Here is a 20,564-nt window from a genome sequence, read left to right as displayed (position 1 = left end):
TGACGGTCTGACCCCTGAAAACAGGCATCAGTTCCGGGCTGGAGGGACGACGGGTATAAGGGGCCAGGGCTGGCCCCAGGAGACGTTCAGCGATCAACGTTTGATTTTGCGTTTGTTGCGGTATTGGTCGATGACGACGGCAACGACAATGATCAGGCCCTTGATGATGTCCTGGATATACGCATCGACACCAACAAACGTAAAACCGCTGGCCATGACACCCAGAATCAAAGCACCGATGACCGTGCCGGTAATACGCCCTACCCCCCCTGACAGGCTGGTGCCGCCAATGACGGCTGCGGCAATCGCATCCAGTTCGTAGGACACGCCCATACCGGCTTGCCCGGTGGCTGCCCGCGCTGAAGCGACGACGCCTGCCAACCCCGCCAGCAGACCGGCAATGCTGTAGACAATGATCAAATGCCGTTTGACATTGATCCCGGAGGTGCGCGCCGCCTGCATGTTGCCACCGATGGCGTAGGTGTATTTGCCGTACTTGGTGTAGCGCAGGGCGATATGGAACACCACCGCCGTCGCCAGGAAAATAATGACCGGCATCGCGCCCTGACCGATAGCCGTGTAGGAGTCGTTCAACATGCTCACGGGCTGGCCTGCGGTGTAGAAGCGCGCCAAGCCACGCGCCGAGACCATCATGCCCAAAGTGGCGATAAAGGGCGGAATGCCGGTAATGGCGATAATACTGCCGTTAATGGCACCGGCCAGCAGCCCCACGCCCATGCCAACCGCCACCGGAATCCAGACCGGCAAATCAGTGAGCGATGGGAACACCGCACGGGTGTAATCGGAGCTTTGCGCCAGGCTCGCGGCAATCATCGCTGACAGCGCCAATACCGAACCGGAGGACAAATCGATACCGGTGGTGATAATGACTTGGGTCACACCAATGGCGATCAAACCGATGATCGAGACTTGCAGGATCATCAGTACCAAACGTTGCGAGTTGAACAAAAAGCTCTGATCACGAACGATCCAACCAAACACTTCAAAGACCAGGCCGATACCGATCAGCACCAACAAAATGCTCAGTTCGGTAGGCAAACGCCGTTTAGACCTTGCCGGGACAGCGACAGGTTTGTTGCCAATAATTGCGTTCATAGCGGTTACTCCTCTCTCTGCGGCGTCGACCGGCTAGTGAATCGAATTGCCGGAAGCCAGATGCATCACTCGCTCTTGGGTCGCCTCGCCACGGTCGAGCATGCCCATCATCTCGCCCTCGTGCATGACCATGACCCGATCGCTCATGCCCAAGACCTCGGGCAACTCCGAAGAAATCATGATCACCGCCATGCCTTCACTGGCCAGGAAAGTAATCAATCGATAGATCTCCACCTTGGCGCCAACGTCGATGCCGCGGGTGGGTTCGTCGAGAATCAATATCCTCGGATTGGTCATCAGCCAACGGGCGAGTAAGGCCTTCTGTTGATTACCACCGGACAGGTTATCGATGCACTGCTCCAGCGAAGGGGTTTTTACCCGGAGCTTCTGACACATGTCTTCGCACAAGGTACGCAAGGCTTTTTGCTTGATAAAACCACCACCTGCGTAATGCGGGATGACGGCCATTTCCATGTTTTCCAGCACCGACAGGCACGGAAACAGGCCAGTCAATTTGCGGTCTTCGGTCAGCAGGGCGAAGCCTTTTTTGATCGCCAGATTAGGGTCGGTGATGCGTACGCTGACGCCGTCGAGCTGAATCTCGCCACCATCGCTGGGCGTAATGCCAAAAAGGGTTTCGGCAATATTGGTACGTCCTGAGCCCATCAAACCGGCGATGCCGAGAATTTCCCCGGCGTGCAGGTCAAATGAAACGCCCTCAAAAACGCCATTCAGACGCAGATCGCGCACTGAGAGCAGCAAGTTGCCGGAAGGTTTTTCACGTTCAGGAAACAACTGGCTCAGTTCTCGACCCACCATCATCGACACCAGACTGTCACCGTCCATGCTGTCGGCGCGTTGCAAGCCGATGTAGGCACCGTCGCGGAACACAGCGACTTCATCGGCGATGCTGAACACTTCGTTCATTTTATGGGTGATGTAGATGATGCCCTTACCCTGAGCCTTCAAGTCAGCAATGATCGAGAACAAGTGGGCGACTTCTGTTTCAGTGATGGCAGAGGTCGGTTCGTCCATGATCAACACGTCTGAGTCATACGACACCGCTTTGGCGATTTCGACCATCTGCCGCTCGGCGATGCTTAGCGTGCCTACCAAATCCTGCGGTTCAAGTTTGATCCGCAGGCGTTGGAGCAAGTCTGCCGTGCAGCGGTACATTTCTTTATGGTCGACCATGTGCAGACCATTGAGCTGTTCGCGGCCGATCCAGATGTTTTCGGCGATGCTCATGTGTGGCATCAAGTTAAGTTCTTGATGGATCATCGCGATCCCCGCTTGCAACGCCGCCAGCGGAGTTTCAAAGCTGATCGGCTTGCCACGCAAACGTATCTCGCCTTCATCGGGCTGGTAGATGCCGGCAATGATTTTCATCAGCGTGGACTTGCCCGCGCCGTTTTCGCCCATTAACGCCAGCACTGAACCGGGGCGCACGCGAAGCTGCACATTGGACAAGGCCACCACGCCGGGAAAGCCTTTGCTGACATTGACTATTTCCAGCAGATACGGCGTGTCGACAGTGTCCATCGCGGCAGCGCCCGCCAACACATCGGGCGTGGCGTTACTTGGAGTCGTACCAGAAGTGAACATGTGACAAATCCTCTCGCGACATTCTTGTTATAGAAAGAGATGATTCTGTTATTTGAACGAAGCAACGTTTTCCGGGGTGATCAGGCGATAGGGCACCCAGACCGACTGTTCGACCGGTTCTTTCTTGGCCATCTTCACAGCGGCATCCAGGGCACCATCGGCCTGACCTTTGGCATCCTGGAATACAGATACCGTAAGGTCACCCTTGGTAATCGCATTCAAGCCATCCGGCGTGCCGTCGACACCGGCAATCATCACGCTACCCTTGGCAACGCCCGCCTGCTTCAACGCCATGGACGCACCGATGGCCATTTCGTCATTGTTGGCGACCACCGCGTCGAATTTTTTGCCCTGGGTGATCCAGTCGTTGGTCAGGTCCATCCCTTTTTGCCGTGACCACGTGCCACTTTGTTCTTGGTCTATCTTGATATTTGGGTATTTTTTCAGAATTTCTTTGACTCCATCGGTGCGACCTTTCGTGGAGTTATTTGATAAGTCGCCCAACAGAATCACGATACTGCCCTTGCCACCCATCTTGTCGGCCAAGTACTGCATCTGCAACTTGCCGGCCTCTTCGTCATTGGAGGCCACAGTAATCACGCCCTTAGGCAGGTGGAGATCATCTGGACGGCGATTGACGTACACCAACGGAATACCTGCCGCGACGGCAGCCTGAGTAATCTTCGCGGTACCGGCGGTATCGACCGGGTTGACGATCAGTGCATCCACTTTCTGGTTTATCAGGGCTTGTACATCACTCAACTGCTTGTTCACGTCAGCACGACCATCCACAAACTGCAGCGACACACCGTCAGGCATGGACTTGGCTTTGGTGGCCATGTCTTCGCGCAGGTAGGTCAGCCAGGTGTCATCGAACTGCGACATGCTCACGCCGATTTTCATATCGGCCAAGGCAACGCCGCTGACGAACATAAGTGACAAGGCAAGAGAAGTGAAACGGATAGGGGTGTTCATGATCGGTCTGTCTCCACGTTTTTGTAGTTGTATGGATAACTTGGAACGACTCTATTAGAAAATAATTTCTATATCAACTGCTTTTAGAATTCTTTTCTATTTTTACGCTACTGACTTGCACCTCTTTAGGCGCCAACGTGTTGGCGCGAAGGCTGATGTGGCGCATCAGGTTCATCGCCTCGCGAACACGTTCGCTCCTACAGGGTTCGCCTACAGCTTAATTACCGTGCCTGACTCGGCACTCGCTCGCGCCGCGTCCAGCACCACGGCTGACGCCACTGCATCGCGCGCGTCCACCGGGTTATTGCCTTTACCTGCAACCGCGTCCTGCAACTGCCGATAAAACTCGTTCCAGCAGCCACGTTCGGAAGGAATACGTTCGCGCTGTTCGCCCTGTTCGAACCAGCCCCAGCGGCGATGTTCTTCAACGCCCCAGTTATCACCTTCGCTTTTCGGTGACAGCCCAGCTAAGGTTGAAGCTTCCTGCCCGTCTAACCCTTCCACGCTGTAGCAACCTGCTGAGCCGCTGACCCTGAAACGCGGCCCCGGACAGTTTTGCAAACAGCTGCCCCAGAGGTGCGAAACCACGCCACTGGCGTGGGTCAGCGACACAAAAAACCCGTGATCGAGTTCTTTGTCTGAGGTTGAAAAGTCCAGTTCGGCGTACACCCGTGACACAGGACCGAACAACAAGAGGGCCTGATCTACCAAGTGACTGCCTAAATCGCGAAGCATTCCACCGCCGCTGACCTTGCCCACGGATTTAGGTGAATAACGTTCCACTCGGGATTCAAAACGCGTGATGTCGCCCAGCACGCCGTTATTGATCAGTTTGCGGACGGTCAGGAAATCCGAATCCCAGCGACGGTTTTGATACACGCTCAGCAGCACACCGCATCGCTCAGCGGCCTCGACCAACTCCCGGGCCTGAGCCGCGTCGTTGGCGAACGGCTTATCGCTGACCACGGCCACGCCCAGTTCGATGGCTTCGAGAATCAGTGCCCGTCGCGAGGCCAATGGCGTGGAAATCACCACTGCATCCACGCCGTTGCCGACCAGCGCCGCCAGCGTGTCGAACGCCAGGACGTTGGGGTAGTCCTGCGCCAACTCCAGGCGCCGCTCCGGGGAACGGGTAACGACGCCGACAAAACTGGCACCCGGCAAGCTGGCGATCAACGGCGCGTGAAAATAGCGCCCACCTTTGCCATATCCGACTAATCCAATACGCATTTAAAGGTCCTCTGATTCAAAATATTTACGCCGTAATCTTCGCAGGCAAGCCTGCTTCCACAGTTTGAGTGTTCAATGTGTCCTGTGGGCTTGCCGACGAAAGCGGTGTACCCGTCGCCACCGAGTCTTGGCATTCGCGAATGAATTCGCTCCCACAGCCTCAAGGCAGTTTCAGTGTGCTTATCTGATCAACTCGCTTCTCACCCGTTCCAGCATGAAGCGGCTGGATTCGTCGGCACGCTCTTCCCAGGCAAACACCGAGACGGTGGCGATGCCGTCGAACTTGATGTCGCGCAGGGTTGAAAAGAACGCCGGCCAATCCACATCGCCCTGCCCTATGTCCAAATGTTGATGCACCGTGGCCGTAACGCCCGGCGGGTTGACGATATAGCGTAGACCCGAAGAGGCGCGGTGGTTGTAGGTGTCGGCGATGATCACATGAGTGAGCTTTTCGCCTGCGTAGCGGAGCATTGAGGCGATGTCACCTTTGCCGTCGTCATAGAAGAAGGTGTGCGGCGCGGCATACAGGTAGTTGATCCAGTCACAATCCAGGCCACGGAGGATGTCTACGGATTCGTTGTTGCGCTCGCAAAAATCGTAGGGGTGCGCCTGGATGTCCAGCTTCACGCCTTCGCGCTCGAAGATCGGCATCAGTTCGTCCATGGATTTCATAAACTGGTTTTCACAGACCAATGCATTATTGGACTGGCCGCTGAACTCAGTGTTGATTAGCGGGCAGTCCATTTCCACGGCGACTTGGATCGCACGCTTCCAATTGCGCACAGCGGCGTTGCGCAGCTCTTCGTCGGCATCGGCCCAGTGATAGAGCGGTAACAATGACGAGAGATTGACCCCGGCGTCGCTCAAGGCTTTGCGAAACTCTTTGATCCGCGCCCGATCAACGCGGGGGTATTTATAGAAGGGCAGAAAGTCTTCGCGGGGCGACAGCTCAATGTGTTCGTAGCCCAGCGCGGCGACTTTATCGACCATCTGCCCGAGTGACAGATGGCGGTACATGTAAGGGTCCAGTGCAATGCGCATTATTGTTCTCCTTCATGAAACCATTGCTCAACTCACGTGAAATCCCTGTAGATACCGTCTTGTTGGCGATTGGCTGATGAATCGCTTCGCCAACAAGTTGGCTCCTTGAAAATGTGTCAATCATAAAACGCTGGCCGCTCCGGCAAGCCCACGGGGACGATTGCTCCGCTTTTTTGGGCTTCGATACACGCGTCGGCGGTGACTGCGGCGGCATAGCCATCCCACGCGGAGGGGCCGCCGATCTGACCGATGCGTACGCTGTCGATGAAGGCTTGCAACTCGACGTCGTAAGCGGCGATGAAGCGGTCTTTCCAGTCCATAAGGATCGCGCTAGACAGTTTGGCGCCGCTGCGCAACTGGACTTGTGAGGGCTCCGGCAAGCGCGCAATCCCGGTTTCGCCGACGACTTCACACTGAATGTCGTAACCGTATTGGCAATTGACGAACACTTCGACATCGATGCGCGTGCCTTTGGCGGTTTCCAGCAAGATAATTTGCGGGTCCTTGAGGTGCGCGAAAGCTTTGCCGGTTTTGCGCGGGAACACCACTTGAACCGAAACATAATCATCGTCGAGCAACCAACGCAGCAAGTCGATCTCATGGATCAGCGTGTCGGTAATCGCCATGTCAGTTTTGTAATTCTCACCCACGGTCGGGTTGCGATGGGCGCAGTGCAGCATCAGCGGCTCGCCGATCTGCCCGCTATCGATCACTGCTTTGAGCGCCCGATAACCCTCGTCATAGGGGCGCATGAAACCGACCTGCACCAGACGCTTGCCGTAAGCGATTTCAGCATCAACGATTCGGCGGCAGCCCTCGGCAGTAACGGCCAATGGTTTCTCACAGAACACAGGCTTACCGGCCGCAATCGCGGCCAGCACGAACGCTTCGTGGCTCGGGCCCCAGGACGTCACTAGCACCGCTTCCACCTCTGGAGCATTGATCAACGCATGGCCGTCGGGGTAAATCTCAGCGGTCAGGTCCAGGTCGCGGGTCACGTTGGCGGCCTGTTCGAGATTGATGTCGTTCAGCGCCACAACCTGGCTGCCCAACAAGGTCTGGCTCAATCGCCGGATGTGTTCCTGGCCAATTGCGCCGGTGCCGATTACGCCTATTTTCAACGCCATTTCACTGCTCCCGTTGTGGTTGTTGTGGAGTGAGTTGTCAGTATTTGCGGGCTTTCGCCAATTCGTTGCTGAGCTTTTCAAACACCTGCGCGGTGGTGCCGTTGGTCGAGACTTCGGCCACGCCCACGCGCCACCACGACAGGTATTTGTGGATCATGGTCTTGGGCAGAACCTTGATATCGATCAGGGTAGAGACGGTCTGTTTCTGCGCATCAAGCAATGCCGCTTCAAGTTCGGCAATTGTGGTCACCTTGTAGGTCTTGCAACCGTAGGCCGCTGCGCTCATGGCGAAATCCACCGGGACAAAATCGCCGTCGAGCTTGCCGGTTTCCGGATTACGGAAGCGAAACTCGGTGCCGAAGCTGTCCATCCCGTGTTCCATCTGCAGGTTGTTGATGCAACCGAAGGTCATGTTGTCGAGGAGGATCACGTTGATCTTGCAGCGCTCTTGAATCGAGGTTGCCAGCTCCGAGTGCAGCATCATGTAAGAGCCGTCGCCCACCAGCGCATAGACCTCACGCTGCGGTTCGGCGAGCTTGACCCCCAGTGCGGCATTGACCTCGTAACCCATGCAGGAAAAACCGTATTCCACGTGGTAGCTGTTGACCGCGGTGGTGCGCCAGGCGCGCTGTAAATCACCCGGCAAACTGCCAGCGGCGGCAACAATCACGGCGTCACGGGGCAGGCTTGCATTGAGTACGCCCAGTACCCGGCTTTGGGTCAGGCAAGAACCGGTCATCTCGATAAATTCCCGCAGCACGGCCGGATCAAGGTGGTCGTTGATTTCTGGAACGAAGTCGTCGCTTTGGTATTCCACCGCGTAGATGCGATCCACTTCGGCATCCAGTCTCGCCCGTGCCTGGTGCGGCTGATCGCCCCATGCCGAGCGATAACCGCTGTCGTTCAGCGCATCGGTCAAGGCCAACAGCGCAAACTTGGCATCCGCCACCAGTTGCACACCGTCCAGTTTCTGCGCATCAAAAGCACTGACGTTGAGGTTGAGGAATTGCACGTCGGGGTTTTGGAACAGCCATTTCGAGGCGGTGGTGAAGTCGCTGTAGCGGGTGCCTATGCCGATGATCAGGTCTGCTTGCTTGGCCAACAGGTTGGCGGCCAGCGAACCGGTTTCGCCCAAGCCGCCCATGTTTAACGGGTGGGCTGAAACTATTGCGCTTTTACCGGCCTGGGTTTCGGCGAACGGAATATCAAAGCGCTCGGCGAATGCCTGCAAAGCATCCGCCGCGCCGGAATACCGCACCCCGCCGCCACACACCAGCAACGGCTTACGCTTGCCTTTGAGCAACGTCAAGGCATCGCCAAGCATGGCGTCGCTGGCGGGGCGACGGTCGATGCGGTGTACGCGTTTTTGCAGGAAGCTGTCCGGGTAATCGTAGGCTTGGGCCTGCACGTCTTGCGGCAAGGCCAAGGTCACGGCGCCGGTCTCGGCCGGGTCAGTCAACACGCGCATCGCATTGATGGCGGCACTCATCAACTGCTCAGGACGGTTGATGCGGTCCCAGTATTTGCTCACGGCTTTGAACGCATCGTTGGTGCTGATGCTCAAGTCGTGAAACTGCTCAATCTGTTGCAACACTGGGTCCGGTTGGCGGCTGGCGTAGACATCGCCGGGCAGCAGCAACAACGGAATACGGTTGGCCGTCGCGGTCGCCGCCGCAGTGAGCATGTTCGCAGCGCCCGGCCCCACCGATGAAGAACAGGCGTAAATCTTGCGCCGCAGGTGTTGTTTGGCAAAACCAATGGCGGCGTGGCACATGCCCTGTTCGTTGCGGCCTTGATGGACGATCAATTGCCCGCTGTCTTGCTCCAGGGCCTGGCCGATGCCCAACACATTGCCGTGGCCGAAAATCGTGAACACACCGGCGACGAATTTGCTCTCCACCCCATCGACTTCCACGTACTGGTTATCAAGAAACTTCACCAGCGCTTGGGCCATGGTTAATCGTGTTGTTTTCATGTTTGATTCCCTTTGTCCCATGGGCCTCTTCGCAGGCAAGCCTGCACACACCTCTGTGGGAGCAGGCTTGCCTGCGAAGAGGCCCGCACATTCAACGCTTTAAATAAGCCATGCTCGCCGAGACGGCCTGCTGAATATCATCCAACTCATGCACGCTGTCAGCGAAGGGCTCGAAGGACAGGTGCCCCGTGTAGCCATCGCTAAGCAACCGATCAATCTGCATCGAATTGCCGAGAATATCGCCCTCACCCACCAGCACCCGGTGCCCGTCGCGAATATCTGGCAGCGGTACGTCGCCGTCTTCGACACCGGAGATGTGCACCAACCCGGTGAGGTCCGCGAAAAACTCTTTTTCATTCGCCAGATGGTGGTGAAAGGTGTCATGCACGACCCGAAACACATCCAGCCCACCAGTGGCGGTTATGGCGTCCACCGCCTGGCGCTTAAACCGTAGCGAGCATTGCTGAAAACCCAGCGGCTCGACGAAACCGAGGATCCCGTACTCGAGTAAAATAGGCGCCAGCTCACTCAATGCAGTCCGTAATCCCGACGCCCGCTCACCGACAGTCCGCGGATCGGTGGGGCCATTGAATGGGCACAATACCAACGCCTCAGCGCCGCAGTCCCGGGCATAAGCCGCCAACTTCAGCGCCTGCGCCCGGCGCTCGTCGTCCCAGACATCGAACGGGTACAACGCGTTGATCGACAACACCCGAATGCCGTGGGCCGCGCACTGTTCACGCACGGCCTGAGGCGCCATACCGTTCTCGATTTCAACGCCCTTGAGGTCGTTGCGGATTTCAATCGCGTCGGCGTTCAGCGTCACTGCCAGATCAATAAAATCTGGCAGCGACAGACGTGGGGCAACCATACGATTCAGGGCGAAACGCAGGGGATGACTCATTATTTTTATTCTCCTAAACGTACACGGGTGAGAGGTTATTTAGCAGTGGGCATACCGAACTCCGGGCCTTTGACGATGCTGTCTGGCCAGCGCTGCATCACACTTTTGTAGCGGCTGTAAAAGCGCATGCCTTCTTCGCCATACGCATGGTGATCGCCGAACAACGAGCGCTTCCAACCGCCGAACGAATGCCAGGCCATCGGCACCGGGATCGGAACGTTGATCCCGACCATGCCGACCTTGATCGTGCGAGCAAAGGCACGGGCAATGCCGCCATCACTGGTGAAGCACGACACGCCGTTACCGAACTCATGAGCGTTGATCAACGCCACGGCGCTGGCGAAATCCGGCACCCGAACAATGCCCAGCACCGGACCGAAAATTTCCTGCTTATAAATAGTCATGTCAGGGGTGACGTTATCGAACAGCGTGGCGCCGACGAAGAAACCTTCTTCTGAACCCGGCACGCTGAAGTCACGGCCATCGACAATCAGCTGGGCACCCTGCTCTACCCCTTGATCGATAAACCCCAAGACTTTGGCTTTGTGCTCGCCAGTCACCAGCGGCCCCATGTCAATGTCGCGTTGCATGCCATTGCCAACCTTGAGTTGGTCGATGCGCGGCAGCAGTTTTTCGATCAGTTGGTCGCCGACGTCACCGACCGCCACCGCGATGGAAATCGCCATGCAGCGCTCGCCGGCGGAACCGTAGGCCGCACCGATCAAAGCATCGGCGGCCTGATCGAGGTCGGCGTCAGGCATGACGATCATGTGGTTTTTGGCACCGCCCAAGGCTTGCACACGCTTGCCCCGCGACGTGCCCTGCTGGTAGATGTATTCGGCAATCGGCGTCGAACCGACAAACGAGATAGCTTCGATGTCCGGGTGTTGCAGCAAGGCATCAACGGCAGTCTTATCGCCCTGAACCACGTTGAACACACCGTCTGGCAACCCGGCATCGCTGAGCAGACGCGCCATCAACAAGCTGGCCGAAGGGTCGCGTTCAGAGGGTTTGAGAATGAAGGTATTACCCGTGACCAAGGCCATGGGAATCATCCACAGCGGCACCATAACCGGGAAGTTGAACGGCGTGACCCCGGCACAAACACCCAACGGTTGGCGCAGGTTCCAATTGTCGATGCCGCCACCGATGTTATCGCTGTAATCGGTTTTCAACAGGCTCGGCGCACCACAGGCAAATTCGACGATTTCGATTCCGCGTGTGACTTCACCTTTGGCGTCGGAAAACACTTTGCCGTGTTCGCGGCTGATGATCGCTGCCAGCTCATCATGGTGTTGATCCAGCAGCTCTTTGAATTTGAACATCACCCGGGCGCGGCGCAGCGAAGACTGATCAGCCCAGGCCGGAAACGCCGCCAATGCAGAAGCCACGGCCTCATCCACGGTTTTCACACCGGCCAGCGCGACTTTCGCCTGCACCTTGCCAGTGGCGGGGTTGAACACATTGCTGAAACGCTCGCTGGCGTCGTTTTGACCCGAGCCGGTGAGCACGTGGCCGTTGATGTAGTGACCAATAATCGGAGTGTTGCTCATGCCACTGTTCCTCATCGAATAGGGGTTAAAGATCCAATAGCCAGCTGTGCTGAGGATCGTTGTGAAATTGCCAGGCACGTTTCGGACCGGCCATCACGTTCAAATAATACGACTCGTAGCCATAGGGCACACTGACCGGGTGATAACCCTTGGGCACCGTGACCAAGTCGTTGTTTTCCACAGCCATGGCTTGATCAATGCTGCGGTCGTCGGTGTACACCCGCTGAAACACGTAGCCTTGCGGCGGGTTGACCTGATGGTAATAGGTTTCTTCAAGAAAGCTCTCGTGGGGCAGGTCATCCTGGTCATGCTTGTGGGGCGGGTAGCTGGACGAATGCCCGGAGGGCGTGCGCACTTCCACCACCAACAGCGAATGGGCAGGCTCAGTGTCAGGGAGGATGTCGCACACATAACGGGTATTGGCGGCCTTGCCCCGGCTGCTGCGTTTCATGCTTTCAGGGCGGATCAAGCGTGCCGGCAATTGCTTGGCAACATCACCGGGGGCGGCGCACACGGCAATTTGCACTGCGCTCAGGGCGGTGACCTGCGCCTGACTGTGGGGTGGCAAGTACACGGCAAAGGGTGATTTGTCTTCGAACACCGAGTGCCGGTCGCCGATGTTTTGCCATTTAAAGCCAGCCTGCCCCGGCGCCTCACCCGTCACATCAACCCGGCCGCTGAGCAGCACCAGGCACAGTTCTTTTTCACCGGAACTGATCGGCAAACGCTCACCGACGCTCAAGCGGTAGGCAGCGAAACCGACGTATTCCAATGCCCCATCTGCCAGGGCGACAACGTCACGACCTTCAGCGTTACTTTTAACTAACAGGTTCATGGTCAAGCGCTCCTGTGTTGGGCATCGGCGAGCAAATCGCGCAGGGTCTCGTAGCCTTTTTTGGCGTAGGCATAACTCGGCGCGACCGCAGGGTCTTGTTCGGCTTCCACCACCAGCCAGCCGCTGTAGTGGGCGGCCAACAAAACGTCGAGCAAGGCGGCGAAATCAATATCACCGTCGCCGGGCACGGTAAACGTGCCGTTGATGATGCAGTCCGGGAAACTCCAGAGGTTATTGCGCGCCAGTTGCACCACCGGCTTGCGCACGTCTTTGAAATGCACGTGGCAGATCCGCTCGATGTGTTTTTTCAGTACCTGCAACGGCTCGCCGCCGCCCATGTAGCAATGGCCCGAATCGAATAACAGGCCGACTTCGCTGCCGGTTAGGGCCATTAACGTATCGATGTCCTGAGGCGATTCAACGTAGGCGCCCATGTGATGGTGGTAGGCCAAACGCACGCCACGAGACAAGGTGAAGCGCGCCAATTCGGTGAGTTTGTCGGCGTATTCCTGCCACGCCTGATCACTGTAAAACCGTGGCCGCTCCACCAGTGGAATACGCTGCCCTTGAATCGAATCAGCCACTTCGCCGTACACCAACACCGTGGCGCCGTTTTCCGCGAGCAATTGCACATGGGGCGTAATGGCCGCGATTTCCTCAGCCACCGAGCGCCGGGCCAGACGGCTGGAATACCAGCCCGAGACCAGCGCCAAGCCGTAAGGACGCAACACATCGCCGACGCCTTTTGCGTCTTTGGGAAACTTGCCGTTGAGTTCAAAACCTTCGTAGCCAATTTCCGCGCCTTCGCTCAAGGCGGTACTGAGGGGGGTTTCACCGCCGAGGGCTGGCAGGTCGTCGTTGCTCCAGGAAATCGGATTGATGCCGATCCGGATCGCTGAAGGGGTGTTCGAAGTGGGCATGGATGCACCTGTATGTGTTATCAACTGACCGCTATTTTTGTTTTGACCGGCTGAGTTCAGTCCATCGCTATACCGTCAGGCTCGCGCCTCGCGCCAGGATTCGATCAAGAACGTGAACGTCCGTTGCACCTGGCTGATCAGCGTCGCGTCATCAATTTCATTGGCCATCCAGGCGCGGCTTGGCTCCTGAAAAATCGTCCGGCCAACGGCAAACCCTCGGCAACTGCTGCTACGGCTGGCTTGCTTGAACCCTTCGGCCAGGGCTTCAGCAGGAGCGTTGAGGCCCAGCAACACCACGCCTCGGCAATACGGGTCGCGCTCGCTGATCAATTCATCCAACTGCTGCCACACCTCGGCGGTCTGAGACTCGATTTTCCACCAATCCGGGAAGATCCCAAGGTTGTATAAACGCTTGAGGGCGCGATAGAGCACATCGGGATGAGTCGAGGGGTGATCCTTTGGCGGGATGACTTCCAGCAGCAATTCATGGCCGCTGGTTTGCGCGGCGCGGTACAGGCCCATGAGTTGGGCTTCCTGTTCCAGGCGCAGCAACGGCTCGTCGTCGGGGTGAAATTGCACCAGGCATTTGATGATCTGCTCCTTGGGCCAAGCCAGCAAATTGCTGCCGATGGAACGGCCGTGTTCAAACGCCAACGGTCGCGAGCCTTGCACTTCTACTGGGCGGGCGATCCACCAGCCGCGACCGGTGGCGCTGTTCAGCGCATCCTGACCAAAGCGCTGATCGGCCAGCAGCCCGACGCTGGCTTCAATCCCGCGCTGTTGCAAATCCACTTCGACCCGCTCCACCGCCTGAATAAATAACTGCTTGAGCTGACCAATGCTCTCCAAATCGCGACCCGCTTTCTGCGCCAGCTCCACCAGTTGGCCCCGGTGGTCGAAGGCGAATATAAACAGCTGCTTCCATTGTTTGCGCGGCACGCTGACCTGATGCAGTCGTTGCAGCACGCTGTCTTGGTCCGGCCGCGTAATCGGCACCGGGCTGTCGAATAGATAATTCAATTCCGCCGGGGTCGGCATGGCCGGCGCACAGGCGTGGCGCGACACCACCAACCCACCGCACGCGTTGGCCAATTGGCAACAGCGTTCGTCGCTGGCCTCGTTCAGCCAGCCACTGAGGAAGCCTGACATAAAGGCATCGCCCGCGCCCAGTACGTTCAATACTTCAACCCGAACACCGGGATAAATGTCGCCGTCTTCCAAATGATCAGGAATGGCGCCGTGAATCACCGTGCACCCTTGCGGACCCAGTTTGACCACCAGGGTGGCGGCGGTCAGCTCGCGCACCGTACGCAGTGCAGCGAGCAGGTCTGTGCCGCCGCCCGCGATCAGAAACTCTTCTTCGGTGCCTACAATCAGGTCGAAGCGCGGCAAGATACGCTGCACGTGTTGGCTGACTTTTTGATCGGCGACAAAGCGGGTAGCGCCATCGGCCTTGCTCGCCAGCCCCCATAACACGGGCCGGTAGTCGATATCGAGGATGCGTTTGACGTTGTGTTTTTCGGCGTAGTCCAGCGCTTGGCTGCTGGCCTTGAACACCGGCTCGGTCGAGAAATGCGTGCCGGTGATCAACAGGGCTTTGCTGGAAGCGATGTAGTCTTCGTTGATGTCTTCACCGCGCAACGCCATGTCGGCGCAATTTTCACGGTAGAACACCAACGGGAAGGTTTCGCGGTCCTTGAGCCCCAGCAATACCAGGGCGGTGAGGCGTTCCGGGTCAATTTTTATCCCGCTGACGTCGCAGCCTTCCCGATCGAGGGTCTCGACCAGAAAGCGCCCCATGTGGTCATCACCGACCCGGCTGAGCATCGCCGACTTGAGGCCCAGCCGAGCGGTGCCAAAGGCGATATTCGCGGAAGAGCCACCAAGGTATTTGGCGAAGCTGCTGACGTCTTCGAGGCGCGCACCGACCTGCTGCGCATACAGATCCACGCCGAGACGTCCGAGGCAGATCAGATCCAATGGACGCCCAGTGGAAAAACGTGTCTGAACCATGCTGGCTCCTATTATTTTTATCAGCCTGCGATGCGCGCCGAGGATGCGCACACCACTGTTGGTAAATGCAGACTAGAACGTCTTGGGGCGTCAATCAATATTTATTCTATAAATTTTTCATGTGGAATATTTTTTCCATTCACATGTGATGTAATGGCACTTCGTCCTAAACAGGCGAGGATATAAATGCCCAGCCCTGTAAACTGGGCTGCCCATTGTCAGGGGCAATAGGCGCCTTGCCCGTCAGGCCGTGCCTTATAAGAACAAGTCCGAGAGGGAACCATCGTATGACCAGCATCGATCAGCAGCCAGCGAGCAGTGCCGATACGCCTCCTCTTAACGCCGAGAGCCTGCTCAAGCTGATCACCACTGAATACGAGAGCCTTCCGCGTCAGCTCAAACGTATCGCGACCTATATGACCCAGCAAAGCGACCGGATCATGGTCGACCGGATCAGCGACATTGCCCGGGAGTGCGAGGTTCATCCCTCGGCCATCGTGCGATTCTCCCAGCGCTTTGGCTTCAGTGGTTTTAGCGAAATGCAGGCGTTGTTCCGCGAGGCCTACACCCACAAAACCACCCCCGCACAGAACTACCAGCAGCGCATTCGCAGCATGATCGCCAACAAGTCGCAAAAAGCCAGTGGCGGCGATTTGGCGCGGGAATGCGTAAACGCGACCTTGTCCGGCCTGGAACGGCTGGGAGACGAACTGGACGACGTGGTGTTCGACAAGGCGGTGGACTTGGTGATCAATGCCGACAATATTTACGTGGTCGGGGTGCGGCGCTCTTTCGCGGTGGCCGATTACCTGGTGTACAACCTGCAGCACACCAATAAGCGCATCCATTTGATTTCTGGGCTCGGCGGCAGCTACCGCGAGCAGATGCGCAGCGTTCGTGCCAACGATCTGGTGATCGCCATCAGCTTTACCCCATACGGCAAAGAGACGCAGCACTGCTTGCGCATCGCTCAGCACAATCAGGCCAAAACCCTGATTATTACTGACAGCAATCTCTCGCCACTGGCCAAACGCGCCAACGCAGTGCTGCTGGTCAACGAAGGCAGCTCGTTCGCCTTCCGCTCGCTCAGCGCCACCCTGTGTTTGTGTCAGGCGTTGTTCATCGCAGTGGCGTATCGACTGGAATTAAAGGTCGATCAAATCCATGAGCAAGTCGGGTTCGACGACTGACACCACCGGTATGCTGCTATTGGACCTATTCAAAACACTAGAAGGCCATTCAAACGCATAGTTAGTTGTACAAAGTTATTTTTTGTACAACTAACGATGGTGATTTCTGAATAGCCGCACGTATGATGGCACTCTTGCGAAAGGCAGCGCACTCGGCCGTATTCAGCCTTGTTGGCCATGAAACAGGAACAAGTTACCTCCCTATCGTTTTCCTGAGCCGAGTTCAGCATGCTATTTAACGGGCACAAAAAAGTTGTACAGGACCTGCAGCATGTCATTGCGCAACAGGCCAGTTTGCTAGAAGCCATCGACCGCTCCATGGCAATCATTGAGTTCGACATAACCGGTGTTGTGCTGAGCGCCAATAATAACTTCTTGAGTGCCATGCGTTATCGCAAAGAAGACTTGATCGGTAAAGAGCATCGGCATTTCTGCACACCCGAGTATGTGCGTAGCGCGGAATACGCCCAATTGTGGGCGCGCTTACGGGCCGGTGATTTCGTGACATCGACCTTCCGCCGGGTTGCGGGTGACGGTGAGCCGGTGTGGCTCGAAGCCAGCTATAGCCCGGTCAAGGATGCGTCCGGCAAGGTGGTGAAAATCGTCAAGTACGCCATGGACGTGACTGAGAAAGTTCAGCTCGAAAACGAAGCAAAAAACAGACTTCAAGCCATCGACCGCGCCATGGTCGTGATCGAGTTTGAGCCCAATGGGCAAATCCTCACCGCTAATGAAAACTTCCTGAAGCGCATGGGTTACAGCCTCGGCGAGTTGAAAGGCAAGCACCACCGTTTGTTCTGCCCGCCGGAGATCGTTAATTCAACCGAATATGAAGAATTCTGGCGTCGGCTTAATAAGGGTGAGTTTTTCAACGGACAGTTCAAACGCATGACTAAAAATGGACAAACCGTGTGGCTGGAAGCCAGCTATAACCCGGTGTATGACGCCAGTGGCAAACTGAGCAAAGTGATCAAGTTCGCCTCTGACATCACTGACCGCGTCGTAAAACACGAACAAGATGCACACAGCGCCGCTCAGGCTTATCACATCTCGATCGAGACTCAGAAAGTCGCCGAGGAAGGCACTCGGGTGATTCAACAAGCGGCGAGCGAAATGCGCCAAATCTCGCTGAACATTGAAGACTCTTCACGGATCGTGACCCAGCTGGGTGAGCGTTCGGATCAAATCACCGCCATCGTTAACACCATTCGTAGCATCGCGGACCAGACCAACCTGCTGGCCCTCAACGCCGCCATCGAAGCCGCACGCGCCGGGGACCAAGGTCGCGGTTTCGCGGTGGTCGCCGACGAAGTGCGGCAACTGGCCGGACGCACCAGCCGCTCCACCGCCGAAATTTCGGAGATGATCCAGGTCATCCAGACCGAAACCCAGCTGGCCATCAGCAGCATGGACAACACCCGCTCCACCGCTAGCCGAGGCGTTGAACTGGCTGACCAGGCGGGTTCGGTCATCGTGCAGATCAGCGCCGGGGCCAGTGAAGCCGTGGCAGCGGTGAAAATGTTTGCGGGGCTAGAGCAGCGCTGAGTGATTGAATTTAAACAACACATGACTGTAGGAGCTGTCGACGGCTGCGATAGGTCCCTAGGACCTTCGCTAACAAGTTGCCTCAGAGGCGCCCGCTAATCGCATGGGAATCGAATATCAAATTTCGGAAAGAGGCGCCGTGAAACCATGCGGCCGAAAGCCGGAGATACGCATGAAACCCAGCGCAGCCTAATGTTTAAAAAAAGATTAAAAGAATTACCGTCACGCCAATGGCTCTGGGCGTAAGGCAGTTTCACAGGCGCACCTCCACCGCCAAGGGCGCATGGTCAGAGAGATGGGACCAAGCTCCATCAGTCAGCACCCTGGGGAAATGGGTCGTGGCATTGCGCACATAAATCCGATCCAGACGCAGCAGCGGCCGGCGCGCTAGAAAGCTTTTCGCGGGTACGCCGCCCGCCTGGACGAACACTTCATGCAGGCCAGACCCTGAAAGCAACTCGTCTGCCCGAAGACGCCACTCATTGAAATCTCCAGCCACGATCACCGGAGCCCCGGCGGGTATTCGTCCCAGCAATGCCATGAGCAGGTCCAATTGCTGACGCCGATGTTTTTCTCTCAGGCCCAAATGCACACAAACGGTATGTACCTGACCATGACCCGGCACCGCCAACACGCAATGCAGCAAGCCACGCTGCTCAGTGCCGTGGACCGAGGCATCAAGATTTTCATGCTGAACGATGGGGTATTTCGACAGCAGCGCATTACCATGATCACCCTTCGGGTAAACCGCGTTACGCCCATATGCAAAATCGGGCCACAGGCTCTCGGCGAGAACTTCGTACTGCGAGGTGGTCGGCCACTTTGCCACGCGGCTGGCGTAGGTCTGCTGAGTGCCGTGGACTTCCTGTAAAAACACCACGTCGGCAGAGACAGAGCGCACCGCGTCGCGCAGTTCCGGCAAGATAAAGCGCCGATTGAAGACACCAAAGCCCATGTGCATATTGATGGTCAGCACCCTGAGCGCGACCGTAGACGACACAGGGTCGCCCGGCCCCAACTCGCCAGTGAAACGACTCAAAAAGTGACGCCTTGCAGATCGCCGGGCGCCACTTCCAGGTCGTCCGCCAAGCCGAAACGCTCAAGCAATTTTCGAGCGTCATACGGCGCACGGACCTTGATGTCGTTATCGAAATAGCAATACACATCCCGGGATTTGCGTTTGGGTGCGCTCTTGGCGGTGATCAAATGCGCGTCTTTGGGTTGCGCGCCCTGACGCCAGGCGTCGATCCGATCTCCCCAATGCTTGATCGCGGCGCTTGTGTAACCGCTTTCGTACAGGGCTTTTTCGCCGTGCAGACGCAGGTAGATGAAGTCGCTGGTCAGGTCTTCGACGTAGGGCCATTTGCCGGCCGCATCCGCCACCACTAACGCCACTTTGTACTTGCGTAGCAACGCGACAAACTCATCGGTGGCGAAACTTGCATTGCGTATTTCCACGGCGTGGCGAACCCGCCCTGTGCTGGGCATGTCCAGGTAACCGGGTTTCTTCATACGTTCATCACACTGTTTCGCGCAGGCTTTGGCTTGCTTCAGGGTGTGCGGCAACAACGACAAAAAGTGTTCGAATTGTTCTGCGTCGAACTTAAACGAAGGCGGAAATTGCCAAAGAATCGGACCCAGTTTCTGTTTGAGTTGAAAGATGCCGGAGGCGAAGAAGTTAGCGACCGGAGTTTCCACTTCATTCAGGCGTCGAACGTGGGTAATAAACCGTGGGCCTTTGATGCTGAATACAAAGTTATCCGGGGTGTCGGCCCCCCAACGGGAGTAAAGGTCAGGCGATTGCAGCGAATAGAACGAGCCGTTGATTTCGATACTGTTCACGGCGCGGGAAGCAAACTTGAGCTCATTTTTCTGAGTCAGCTTTTCAGGATAAAAATCTCCCCTCCAAGGCACGTAGCGCCATCCTGAAATGCCGATGCGAATCTCGCTCATCTGTCGATGCTCCCTGTCAGATATCACCTCATATGAAGCTTGCGGTACGTGCAGGTTCAATGGATATCGCCGGCCGGTTCACTGTTCTGAACTTTCCTTTGGCGGGTATTTCCTAGCTTCATAGGTCAAGGGAGCTGCCGCTATGCGAACCACCAAGGTCACTCTAAAAACAATCGCGGGGATGATGGGCTGCCTGATAAGCAGTGGCGTTTGGGCCGAGGCTTGTCAGGTGTCGATACGCCCCGCCAGCCAAGGTCTGGCGGTGGTCAATGCCCAGACCTGCTACGAGTACACCGGCATGCCCGCTGGTTCGATTGATTGGTCATGCAGCAATCAAAGCAAAGACGCGTTAACCAGCGAAAAACACAAAGTCGACAGTTGCCCCACGCAAGCCAAAGCCACCTGCAGTGCAACCTTGACTCAGGAATCATTGGCCAATGAGCGATCAACTAACAAGGAACCCGGTAAGACCTCAGCCCATATCCCTGAGGGTGCCCAAGCGGTGACTTACTACTACGAACTTCAAGACCCAACGCAAGCGCGGATTGATTGCGAACACGGCGGCGGCACGTGGAAGTAGCA

General features: G+C 56.8%; 17 protein-coding genes and 1 pseudogene. 4 read left to right on the top strand and 14 right to left on the bottom strand.

All coding sequences use genetic code 11. The annotated features are described in order from the left end of the window. Window positions 1–93: 93 nt before the first annotated feature. From RHM65_RS14295 to RHM65_RS14240, 12 genes are all read right to left on the bottom strand, one after another. A complete protein-coding gene (locus RHM65_RS14295; protein ID WP_322183678.1) occupies window positions 94–1,116 on the bottom strand; it encodes an ABC transporter permease in 1,023 nt (340 codons plus the stop codon). A 33-nt stretch (window positions 1,117–1,149) separates the two neighbouring features. After that, window positions 1,150–2,721, bottom strand: coding sequence for a sugar ABC transporter ATP-binding protein (locus RHM65_RS14290; RefSeq protein ID WP_322165320.1), 1,572 nt, complete (start codon window positions 2,719–2,721; stop codon window positions 1,150–1,152). A 48-nt stretch (window positions 2,722–2,769) separates the two neighbouring features. Beyond that, window positions 2,770–3,696 carry a sugar ABC transporter substrate-binding protein gene (locus RHM65_RS14285; RefSeq protein ID WP_322165321.1) on the bottom strand — a complete coding sequence of 309 codons (927 nt, stop codon included), beginning with the start codon at window positions 3,694–3,696 and terminating at the stop codon, window positions 2,770–2,772. Window positions 3,697–3,906: 210 nt separating this feature from the next. After that, complete coding sequence (locus RHM65_RS14280; protein WP_322183676.1) at window positions 3,907–4,926, bottom strand: Gfo/Idh/MocA family oxidoreductase; 1,020 nt, start codon at window positions 4,924–4,926, stop codon at window positions 3,907–3,909. Window positions 4,927–5,106: 180 nt separating this feature from the next. Next, entirely contained in the window at window positions 5,107–5,967 is an 861-nt protein-coding gene (locus tag RHM65_RS14275; protein WP_322183674.1) for a sugar phosphate isomerase/epimerase, read from the bottom strand. Window positions 5,968–6,083: 116 nt separating this feature from the next. Further along, a complete protein-coding gene (locus tag RHM65_RS14270; protein WP_322183672.1) occupies window positions 6,084–7,094 on the bottom strand; it encodes a Gfo/Idh/MocA family oxidoreductase in 1,011 nt (336 codons plus the stop codon). A 37-nt stretch (window positions 7,095–7,131) separates the two neighbouring features. Further along, window positions 7,132–9,069 (bottom strand): 3D-(3,5/4)-trihydroxycyclohexane-1,2-dione acylhydrolase (decyclizing), encoded by a 1,938-nt coding sequence (gene iolD, locus RHM65_RS14265; protein ID WP_322183670.1) that lies wholly within the window; start codon window positions 9,067–9,069, stop codon window positions 7,132–7,134. A gap of 91 nt (window positions 9,070–9,160) precedes the next feature. Continuing rightward, window positions 9,161–9,973, bottom strand: coding sequence for a TIM barrel protein (locus RHM65_RS14260; RefSeq protein ID WP_322183669.1), 813 nt, complete (start codon window positions 9,971–9,973; stop codon window positions 9,161–9,163). 35 nt (window positions 9,974–10,008) lie between these two features. Then, window positions 10,009–11,526, bottom strand: a complete 1,518-nt coding sequence (locus RHM65_RS14255; protein ID WP_322183667.1) for a CoA-acylating methylmalonate-semialdehyde dehydrogenase — start codon at window positions 11,524–11,526, stop codon at window positions 10,009–10,011. A 25-nt stretch (window positions 11,527–11,551) separates the two neighbouring features. Further along, window positions 11,552–12,361 carry a 5-deoxy-glucuronate isomerase gene (iolB, locus tag RHM65_RS14250; RefSeq protein ID WP_322165329.1) on the bottom strand — a complete coding sequence of 270 codons (810 nt, stop codon included), beginning with the start codon at window positions 12,359–12,361 and terminating at the stop codon, window positions 11,552–11,554. Between the two features lie 2 nt (window positions 12,362–12,363). Beyond that, on the bottom strand, window positions 12,364–13,281 hold the full coding sequence (gene iolE / locus RHM65_RS14245) for a myo-inosose-2 dehydratase (RefSeq protein WP_322165330.1): 918 nt from the start codon (window positions 13,279–13,281) through the stop codon (window positions 12,364–12,366). Window positions 13,282–13,356: 75 nt separating this feature from the next. Beyond that, the gene (locus RHM65_RS14240) at window positions 13,357–15,294 is read right to left on the bottom strand and encodes a bifunctional 5-dehydro-2-deoxygluconokinase/5-dehydro-2-deoxyphosphogluconate aldolase (RefSeq protein WP_322165331.1); all 1,938 of its coding nucleotides are present in this window, start codon (window positions 15,292–15,294) and stop codon (window positions 13,357–13,359) included. Between the two features lie 287 nt (window positions 15,295–15,581). Here RHM65_RS14240 and RHM65_RS14235 point away from each other — a divergent pair, with 287 nt between their 5' ends. The 3 genes and pseudogenes from RHM65_RS14235 (at window position 15,582) to RHM65_RS25370 (ending at window position 18,029) form a co-directional block, all read left to right on the top strand. Beyond that, on the top strand, window positions 15,582–16,484 hold the full coding sequence (locus tag RHM65_RS14235; RefSeq protein ID WP_322165332.1) for a MurR/RpiR family transcriptional regulator: 903 nt from the start codon (window positions 15,582–15,584) through the stop codon (window positions 16,482–16,484). A 228-nt stretch (window positions 16,485–16,712) separates the two neighbouring features. Next, window positions 16,713–17,474: pseudogene (locus tag RHM65_RS25375) on the top strand (PAS domain-containing protein); the annotation flags it as partial. 123 nt (window positions 17,475–17,597) lie between these two features. Next, a complete protein-coding gene (locus tag RHM65_RS25370) occupies window positions 17,598–18,029 on the top strand; it encodes a methyl-accepting chemotaxis protein (protein ID WP_416195140.1) in 432 nt (143 codons plus the stop codon). A gap of 253 nt (window positions 18,030–18,282) precedes the next feature. On the opposite strand, the gene RHM65_RS14225 is transcribed toward RHM65_RS25370, so the two are convergent. Both RHM65_RS14225 and RHM65_RS14220 read right to left on the bottom strand, forming a co-directional pair. After that, on the bottom strand, window positions 18,283–18,990 hold the full coding sequence (locus tag RHM65_RS14225) for an endonuclease/exonuclease/phosphatase family protein (RefSeq protein ID WP_322185346.1): 708 nt from the start codon (window positions 18,988–18,990) through the stop codon (window positions 18,283–18,285). 74 nt (window positions 18,991–19,064) lie between these two features. Continuing rightward, complete coding sequence (locus RHM65_RS14220; RefSeq protein ID WP_322183663.1) at window positions 19,065–19,982, bottom strand: DUF72 domain-containing protein; 918 nt, start codon at window positions 19,980–19,982, stop codon at window positions 19,065–19,067. A 142-nt stretch (window positions 19,983–20,124) separates the two neighbouring features. Here RHM65_RS14220 and RHM65_RS14215 point away from each other — a divergent pair, with 142 nt between their 5' ends. Beyond that, window positions 20,125–20,562, top strand: a complete 438-nt coding sequence (locus tag RHM65_RS14215; protein WP_322183661.1) for a hypothetical protein — start codon at window positions 20,125–20,127, stop codon at window positions 20,560–20,562. Window positions 20,563–20,564 lie beyond the last annotated feature (2 nt).

It is taken from the genome of Pseudomonas sp. CCI4.2, assembly GCF_034350045.1.
Classification (GTDB): Bacteria; Pseudomonadota; Gammaproteobacteria; order Pseudomonadales; family Pseudomonadaceae; genus Aquipseudomonas.
The sequence above is the reverse complement of the archived record's forward strand: the minus strand, read 5'-3'. Positions and strand labels throughout refer to the sequence as shown.